This is a genomic window from Pyrobaculum calidifontis JCM 11548 (genome assembly GCF_000015805.1).
Lineage (GTDB): Archaea > Thermoproteota > Thermoprotei > Thermoproteales > Thermoproteaceae > Pyrobaculum > Pyrobaculum calidifontis.
Genome location: NC_009073.1, coordinates 2001978 through 2009313, shown reverse-complemented (window position 1 = coordinate 2009313; position 7336 = coordinate 2001978). Strand labels below are relative to the sequence as shown.

Genomic DNA, 7336 nt, shown 5'->3' with positions numbered 1-7336 from the left:
ATTAAGCGCGTAATAAAATCGATGGGCGCCAGATTTGAAAAACACGTGCTTGATATTTTACCAGCGCTTGGTCTACAGCCCAGGGCCCTACGGTATAAAGTCTACAGAAACGGTGTCGAAGTAGGCGAGGTGGACATACTCGCAGTTGATGAAAAAGGTGACGTTTACGCTATAGAGGTTAAGGCTGGAAAGGTGGACATAAGTGGAATAAGGCAAGCCTTCGTAAACGCCAAGCTACTAGGCGCAAAGCCGTTGATAATAGCAAGAGGTTATGCTGACGAAGGCGCATATGAGCTCGCCAAGGAGTTAGGCGTAGAGGTAGTCCTACTTCCCGACTACATATTTCTCTCTTTAGACGACTTATACACAGCTTTTGTAAATGCCTTTGCTAGATTTTTTGCAACACTATTGGAGGCATTTATCACCCTCACAGAGGAAGAAGCACAAGTAATCGAACATTGCCAAGATCTACAATGTATATGTCAACAAATAGATTGTAATACTTTATTTAAAAAACTTCCTCGTGAGGCAAAAAATTATGAGATACTATCTGCAGCTGTAAAAATAAGGAAAATTTTATCAACAGTAGTGAATCAAGTAGCTAAGTTTAATACCAGTGGCTTAAGTAGCGTGCATGGAGAAGTTGGTACAAGAACTGAAGGAGAAACTTCGCCCAAAAATTAGGCCTATTTCCTGGGCTGGGGATAAGCTAATTCTACTAGATCAACGCCTACTTCCATTTGAGACGAGGTACATAGAGGCGCGAACTGTAGCAGAGGTAGCAGACGCCATAAGAGAAATGAAGGTTCGCGGCGCGCCGGCCATCGGAATAACGGCCGCATTTGGCATGGTAATTGCCCTGATTGAAAAGAAGCCGCGGAGCATAGACGAGGCTCTGAAAGTCCTTGAACAGGCGAAAAATACGCTGGCCAAAACTAGGCCCACTGCCGTCAACCTCTTTTGGGCGTTAGACAGAATGTACAATAAAGCTGTGGAGTCTGCGTCAAAGACAGCTTCTGTGAACGAATTGTTACAAGACTTGGAGGAGGAGGCGAAGAGGATATTTGAAGAAGAGCTTGAAGCCGAGATACGGATGGGGATATACGGCGCTGAGTTTTTAGAGAACGGCGACACCGTGTTGACTATATGTAACGCAGGAGGCCTAGCCACGGGCACCGGGATAGGCACGGCCACCGCGCCCATATACATAGCAACGGCGCTGGGCAAACAAGTGTCAGTAATAGCGCCGGAGACGAGGCCGTGGCAACAGGGCGCGAGACTCACAGTGTACGAACTTATGCAAAACGGCATACGCACAACTCTCATAGCCGACACGGCAGTTGGCCTAGTGATGTACAAGAAGTTAGTAAACGTGGTAATGGTCGGCGCAGACCGGATACTGTTAGATGGGCATGTGTTTAACAAAATAGGGACTTTAAACGAGGCTGTTTTGGCGCATGAATTTGGTATACCCTTCTACGTGCTTGCCCCAACGAGCACAATAGACACAAAGAGCAAAGTAGAGGAGGTAAAGATAGAAGAGCGCGACCCAGACGAGGTTAGAACTGTGAGAACAAGCCAAGGCCCAGTATACGTCACAGTGAAAGACGTGCCTGTGTTCAACCCGGTGTTTGACGTAACTCCTCCAAAATACGTTACTGGGATAATCACTGAAAAAGGCGTAGCTATACAGCCGCTACACAAAAACTTACGTCGATTGTTGAATTTAACATAGCCTAGAGTCTAACGGCCACGGGCTATATATTTAAAAAGTCAAAATTGGCTAATTTCTATACATGTAGCGAGAAAATCTTAAAAATATGTGAAAAATAGCGCCCAATGAAGTTTGAAAATATTGAAAGAAGGCTTGTAGAAGCTCTAATAGTGCTCTTACTAAATGCAAGGGGCAAAGTAGTAAGCATTAAAGCAACCTCGCTCGCAAAGATGGCAGGCTTTGGCTCAAACCACAGCGCCATCCTCAAAGCAGCTAGACTACTCCGCAAACTCTCAATGTATAAGTTTCTCAAAACAGAGCCGAGCTCAAAGCGTAGCAAGACCTACCGCTACATTTTAAGGATAGACGACGAACTGTGGCAAATTGCAAAAAAAGACCCCGAAAGGGCCAAGGAGATAATACTAAAATTATTAAGTTAATGAATTTTTATGGAATAGAAATCGACTATGATTTATATAAACATTTTCTGGAATTTTTGACAGACGGCGAAATAGATGCACTCTTTAAAGCAATAACAACGCCTCCGCCGCGCTACTACGTAAGAGTAAACACGTCACGCATATCTGCCAATGAGCTAGTTAGGCGGTTAAATGCAAGAGGGGTGCCGGCGTATAGGGACGAGCACATAGAAGAGGCCATTTGGCTACCTGTACAAGGCCCCTTTCGAGTGCCAACGGCGAGGAAGATAGTTGTGGTAGATAAAAAGGCGGCGGAGAGCGTAATGGTGGGCGCAGACGTCTACGCCCCCGGAGTTATAAAGACAGAGCGAGTAGAGGTGGGAGACGAGGTCAACGTGGTGGCGGACAACGGCGTAGTAGTTGCGTTTGGTGTTGCTGTTGCAAACAGCGACGAGGTTTTAAAGACGCGGAGGGGGCTTTTCATAAAAGTAGAGAAGTCTCTCTACAAGGCGCCAAAGATAAGAGACTTGCCAGAATACGCCGAGGGGCTAATATACAGTCAAAGCTTACCCGCCATAGCTGTGGGACATGTAGCAAAGCGCCTCGGAGTTGAAAAAGCAGTCGACTTAAACGCGGCCCCCGGAGGCAAGTGCACACACTTGGCTCAACTAGGCATGAGAGTCTTTGCCGTAGACCGCTCCTGGTCCAAGATATCCCGTCTCAGAGAAGAACTCAAGCGCCTCGGTTTAGAAGCCCAAGTAGATGTGTTACTCCACGACAGTAGATACCTCGATAGAGACTTCCCACGGCTAAGGGCAGGCCTAGCGCTGGTGGACCCGCCTTGCACAGACATAGGCGTACGACCAAAGATATACCACCGAGTCACATACAAGGCAGCAAAGACTCTGGCGCAGTACCAACTCCAGTTTCTAAAAACCGCCCTCAAAATAGCGGACTATGTCATATACTCAACCTGCACGCTCACCTATGTGGAAAACGAAGAGGTGGTACTGAAATCCAGGGCACAGACGCTCCACCTGGATCTCCCAATAGGCGCTCCGGGGTGGGGCTGTGAGACTTGTAGACGTTTTCTACCGCATATCCACAACACCCCTGGCTTTTTCCTGGCCCTGCTATCAAAGGGCTAGGACAGCGACTTTAAAGTCTTGGAAATTACCTCGTTGCACTGTCTCTTAAATGCGCAAAAATGACAAGCCAAAGGATTTTCACCACGGAGTCTTTTTTCAACCACCTTACACAGATTTTTTACATAATACATAGGGAAACAATCTTTACATACTAATATATCCTCATAAATATAAGCTATATTCTTAAAGTTAACTTCTTTTCCGCATACAGAACACACAGGCATAGCAATTTGGTCAAGTTGCAATTTAAGAGTTCTCCCCAGCTACGCTTTTAAAAACAGCCGCAGTAAATGTCAATGTTTAAGCCATATTCTCTAGTAGAGGGCGCATACCTCGTGAAACTCGCAAGAGCCGCGGTAGAGCACTACCTCAAAACAGGCAGTATCCTAGTGCCAGAAAACCCTCCGGACAGACTGCTCCAAGACAACTACGGCGTATTTACAACAATTGAAACTCTGAAAGGAGATAAGTACGAGCTAAGAGGTTGCATAGGCTACCCCGAGGGCTATAAAAACACACTATATGCAACTATCCTCAGCGCAATAGGAGCGTGTTGCCAAGACCCACGATTTCCAGCCATGAGGGCAGAGGAGCTTTCCCAGGTAGTCTTTGAAGTGTCTATACTGAGCCCACTCACGCTCCTAAAGCCCGACCCTAGGAAATACTTAGAACAAGTCAAAGTAGGCGTCCACGGACTAGTCGTCAGGAGAGGGCCCTATGCAGGTCTCCTACTGCCCCAAGTGGCAGTTGAGGAGTGTTGGAGCCCCGAGGACTTTCTAACGCACGTATGTATAAAGGCTTGGCTACCCGGAGACTGTTGGCTCGATAGACGGACCAAGATATATGTATACGAGGCCCAAATCTTCAGAGAAGTGTCTCTACAAGGCGACGTAGTAGAGCGCGACTTAGCGGCCGAGGTCTCCGCTAGATGTAGTCAAGGAACTCAAAGAGAAAACGCGCGGTGAGATAGTCGAGAAATTGATCACCAGCGGCAACAAGTCTTTTACCGCCCTTCCTTACTATATACACATACACATCCCCCACTTTTGCCTGTAGAAAGTCGACATCTAGGTCTTCAAAGCGGTCGATAAACGGCGGCCTTTCTCCTACCTCTTTCTCTCCAAGTCTAACATATGAGAAGCCCAACAAATCCTTAATTTCCTCCAGCGTTGAAGGTATATAGCCCACTCTTCCATATGGAGGTATCATCTTGTCAATTCTTTCTCTTAATTCGCCCAGCCTTGTAATAATCTCCCTCTCTCCCGGCGTATATCTCACACCTTCTTCCTCTGGTAGCGGCGGAGGAGGAGACTGCCTCCGCGTAAACCAGAAAATAAGCAGAACAAGAACAGCCACGGCGACGGCTAGGAGTACAAGCTCTAGCTGTAGAAACATGCAAAAGAGAAAATCACCGATATATAATGGTTACAATTAGAATAACACCCTTCAGCATAAAATACTCGTCACCAATCAGCAGACCCTTAGCACTTCACCGACGGTCATTTTGTTTGTCTATTTTTTCTTTTCGTGGCAAATGCCCCTATTCTGTGTAGATTTCCTAGGACTACCATTAGGAGGCCTAGCGCCACAAGTTCGCCCTCGTTCCCAAAAGCGCCCATTGCCATGAGTATGACTCCATAGGCCGACAAGAGGTGGACGAACATGTAAAACAAGCTCCCTGAGCTAATATAAACGGCGGTTATTAATAAAGAAGCACGGCCGATATGCTGCTCGGCAAGAATAGGCTATCGGCAAAAAGCCATGCACATGGTTAAGCCTCTGAATACCGGCTTTGAGGCCCTATTAGAATACTCCTGGTGAAGAAGCCATGTTAACACTCCTCGGAATCTACAACCAAGAAGTCTCCCCTTAGCTCTACCACGCGCACTCTGCACCCGCTTTTTATAGGCTTGTTGGCCACGGCTCTCCAGTATTCCCCAAATACTTTGACAAAGCCAGGCTTGTCAGGGCCAATATCCTCAATTGCCACACCCTCTACGCCCTTCAAACTGGTTAGTATCTCTGAGGGAGGCCTTTTACGGTGTACGGTCACCGCTTTAAATACCATAAAAGCCAAAAATCCTACTAGCACTGCGATGTTTATATAGAGCCCCGCCTCTATTAGCCACCAATTCTCAATCCTAATGAGCTCGCCCCCAAAGACGTTCGCTGGATATGTTGACAGAAATCCTGCCACTAATAGCACGGCCCCCACGGCGGCTACGGCCCCGTGGGCCGGCATCCCCATAAGCGCCTCCGCCATGATAAGCACGGCGCCCATTATAATCAAAGCTACCCCAAGCCACGCGGTGGGCAGTATAGTAAACGTGGACAAAATTAGCAGAATAATGGCGGCCACAGCCGCGGCCGGGTGTCCTGTGAGAAACGCCGCAAGTAGAAGTATAAACGCCAGCAGTGATAAAATGCTGGAGACCACTGGGTCGCTTAGCCACATTTGAAGAGTCTCGGTGAGTGTGGGCTGTACTGTAACTGTTGCAGTGGCCTTTACCACAAGGACCGTGGGCTTGTTTCTCAACAATATAGTTGTCCCATTTATCTGCCGGATTAAGTCTCCCACATCTATAGCAATTAGGTTAATCACCTTGTAGCGTAATGCCTCTTCTGCGTTTAGGTTTACGTTCTGCGTAATACATAGTCTTGCAAATGTCCCGTTGCGGCCATAGGAGCTGGATACTGTTTCAAGGTACCCTATTAACGCGTTTAAGACTTTGCTCTCGTTGATAGGGGTCCCCCCGGCAATAGGCTGACAAGAGCCTATGACGGTGTGAGGCGCCATGGCTGCTATGTGAGTAGACATTAGGATGTATGTGCCAGCAGACCAGGCATAGCTATAGTCGGGGTAGACGTAGCCAATTACGGGGACGGGAGAGTTGCCTATCTCCCTCATTATCTGGAGCGTGGTGTCAGCCAGGCCGCCTGGGGTAGAGAGAAGTAGAAGAACAGCCCCGTTATTTTGTTCAGCAAGAGATATGGCCCGCTGGACTTGGGAAAGAGTGTAAGGCCCAATTACGTTATTTATCTCAACCACGTAAAACGTGGACACAGTGTACGCGTGCAGGAATACTGCTAGGACGAGCAATAGGCTAGCCGCCCTCATTTTTTCCCTTCTTTGTCAACGCCAGAGGTAGGGCCACGTATTCAAAGGTGGGCGGCGTCACTATTATCAAGTTGTGTTCTCTGGCAATTTCTATAAGCGCGTCTATCATCCTCAGCTGGACTGCGGTTGGGTTTTGAGAATATCTCTCAGCTGCCTCTAGGTAGATCTTGCTGGCCTCGTACTCAGCTGAGGCGAGGGTAATCTTAGCCCTCCTAACTCTCTCGGCCTCCGCCTGGCTGGCCATGGCGCGGAGCAACACGTCGGGAAGCTTAATGTCCTTAATAGCCACGGCCGTGACCTTCACGCCCCACGGCGTCACATGTTCATCAACGATAGAGGCTATTCTTTTTGCAATCTCGTCTCTGTGTGCAAGTAATGTGTCTAAGTCAACCATGCCAACTACGTCGCGTAATGTAGAAGCCGCGTATGTGGCCACGGCAGGCACGTGGTTTCTAACCGTCAGCGCAGTTCTCAACGGGTCTATCACCCTGAGATATATCGCAGCATCTATAGTCACTTCAACGTTATCCCTCGTCAAGGCCCTCTGAGCTGGCACATCCACGAGTTCAACTCTTAGATCATAGCGCATAATGGTGTCTATAATAGGTATAATGAAGACAATGCCGGGCCCCACGACGCCCACCACGCGGCCAAGCCTAAACTTGACAGCCCTCTGATACTCTGGGATTATCCTAATCGCAGAAGAGAGAATTGCCACCAAGACTATTAACGCGAATAAGACCAATATGGCGAATAGAACTTGTTCAACGACTTGGAGTATCATAGAAGAGTCACCGTGTTCATATATAAACTTGGTGTAAAGACACTGCGTGATGCGTATGGGGACGGGCTGACGGTGATGTATATTCCGCGCGGCTGATCAGCCGCGAGAAGTTTCTTCACGCCTCCGCAAGTCCTGGTGTCATCAAAGTTTTAA

General features: G+C 48.0%; 8 protein-coding genes. 5 read left to right on the top strand and 3 right to left on the bottom strand.

The window, feature by feature from the left end:
• The first annotated feature begins 21 nt into the window (after window positions 1-21).
• The 5 genes from PCAL_RS11520 to PCAL_RS11500 all read left to right on the top strand — a co-directional run bounded on the left by PCAL_RS11520 (window position 22) and on the right by PCAL_RS11500 (window position 4246).
• Window positions 22-684, top strand: coding sequence for an endonuclease (locus PCAL_RS11520; RefSeq protein WP_011850848.1), 663 nt, complete (start codon window positions 22-24; stop codon window positions 682-684).
• Window positions 635-1735: an S-methyl-5-thioribose-1-phosphate isomerase gene (locus tag PCAL_RS11515; RefSeq protein WP_011850847.1), complete on the top strand. Its 1101-nt coding sequence runs from the start codon at window positions 635-637 to the stop codon at window positions 1733-1735. Before PCAL_RS11520 ends, PCAL_RS11515 begins: the two co-directional genes overlap by 50 nt.
• A 104-nt stretch (window positions 1736-1839) precedes the next feature.
• Complete coding sequence (locus PCAL_RS11510) at window positions 1840-2154, top strand: hypothetical protein (RefSeq protein ID WP_011850846.1); 315 nt, start codon at window positions 1840-1842, stop codon at window positions 2152-2154.
• Complete coding sequence (locus PCAL_RS11505; protein ID WP_011850845.1) at window positions 2154-3281, top strand: RsmB/NOP family class I SAM-dependent RNA methyltransferase; 1128 nt, start codon at window positions 2154-2156, stop codon at window positions 3279-3281. The genes PCAL_RS11510 and PCAL_RS11505 overlap by 1 nt, the downstream gene beginning before the upstream one ends.
• A gap of 296 nt (window positions 3282-3577) precedes the next feature.
• Window positions 3578-4246 carry a TIGR00296 family protein gene (locus PCAL_RS11500; RefSeq protein WP_193322739.1) on the top strand — a complete coding sequence of 223 codons (669 nt, stop codon included), beginning with the start codon at window positions 3578-3580 and terminating at the stop codon, window positions 4244-4246.
• Here the strand turns inward: PCAL_RS11500 and PCAL_RS11495 are convergent.
• From PCAL_RS11495 to PCAL_RS11485, 3 genes are all read right to left on the bottom strand, one after another.
• Window positions 4206-4676 carry a hypothetical protein gene (locus PCAL_RS11495; RefSeq protein WP_011850842.1) on the bottom strand — a complete coding sequence of 157 codons (471 nt, stop codon included), beginning with the start codon at window positions 4674-4676 and terminating at the stop codon, window positions 4206-4208. The two genes, PCAL_RS11500 and PCAL_RS11495, sit on opposite strands and share 41 nt — an antisense overlap.
• 436 nt (window positions 4677-5112) lie before the next feature.
• Window positions 5113-6399, bottom strand: a complete 1287-nt coding sequence (locus PCAL_RS11490; RefSeq protein ID WP_011850841.1) for an NfeD family protein — start codon at window positions 6397-6399, stop codon at window positions 5113-5115.
• Window positions 6386-7183: a slipin family protein gene (locus PCAL_RS11485; RefSeq protein ID WP_011850840.1), complete on the bottom strand. Its 798-nt coding sequence runs from the start codon at window positions 7181-7183 to the stop codon at window positions 6386-6388. The genes PCAL_RS11490 and PCAL_RS11485 overlap by 14 nt, the downstream gene beginning before the upstream one ends.
• Between the last annotated feature and the right edge of the window lie 153 nt (window positions 7184-7336).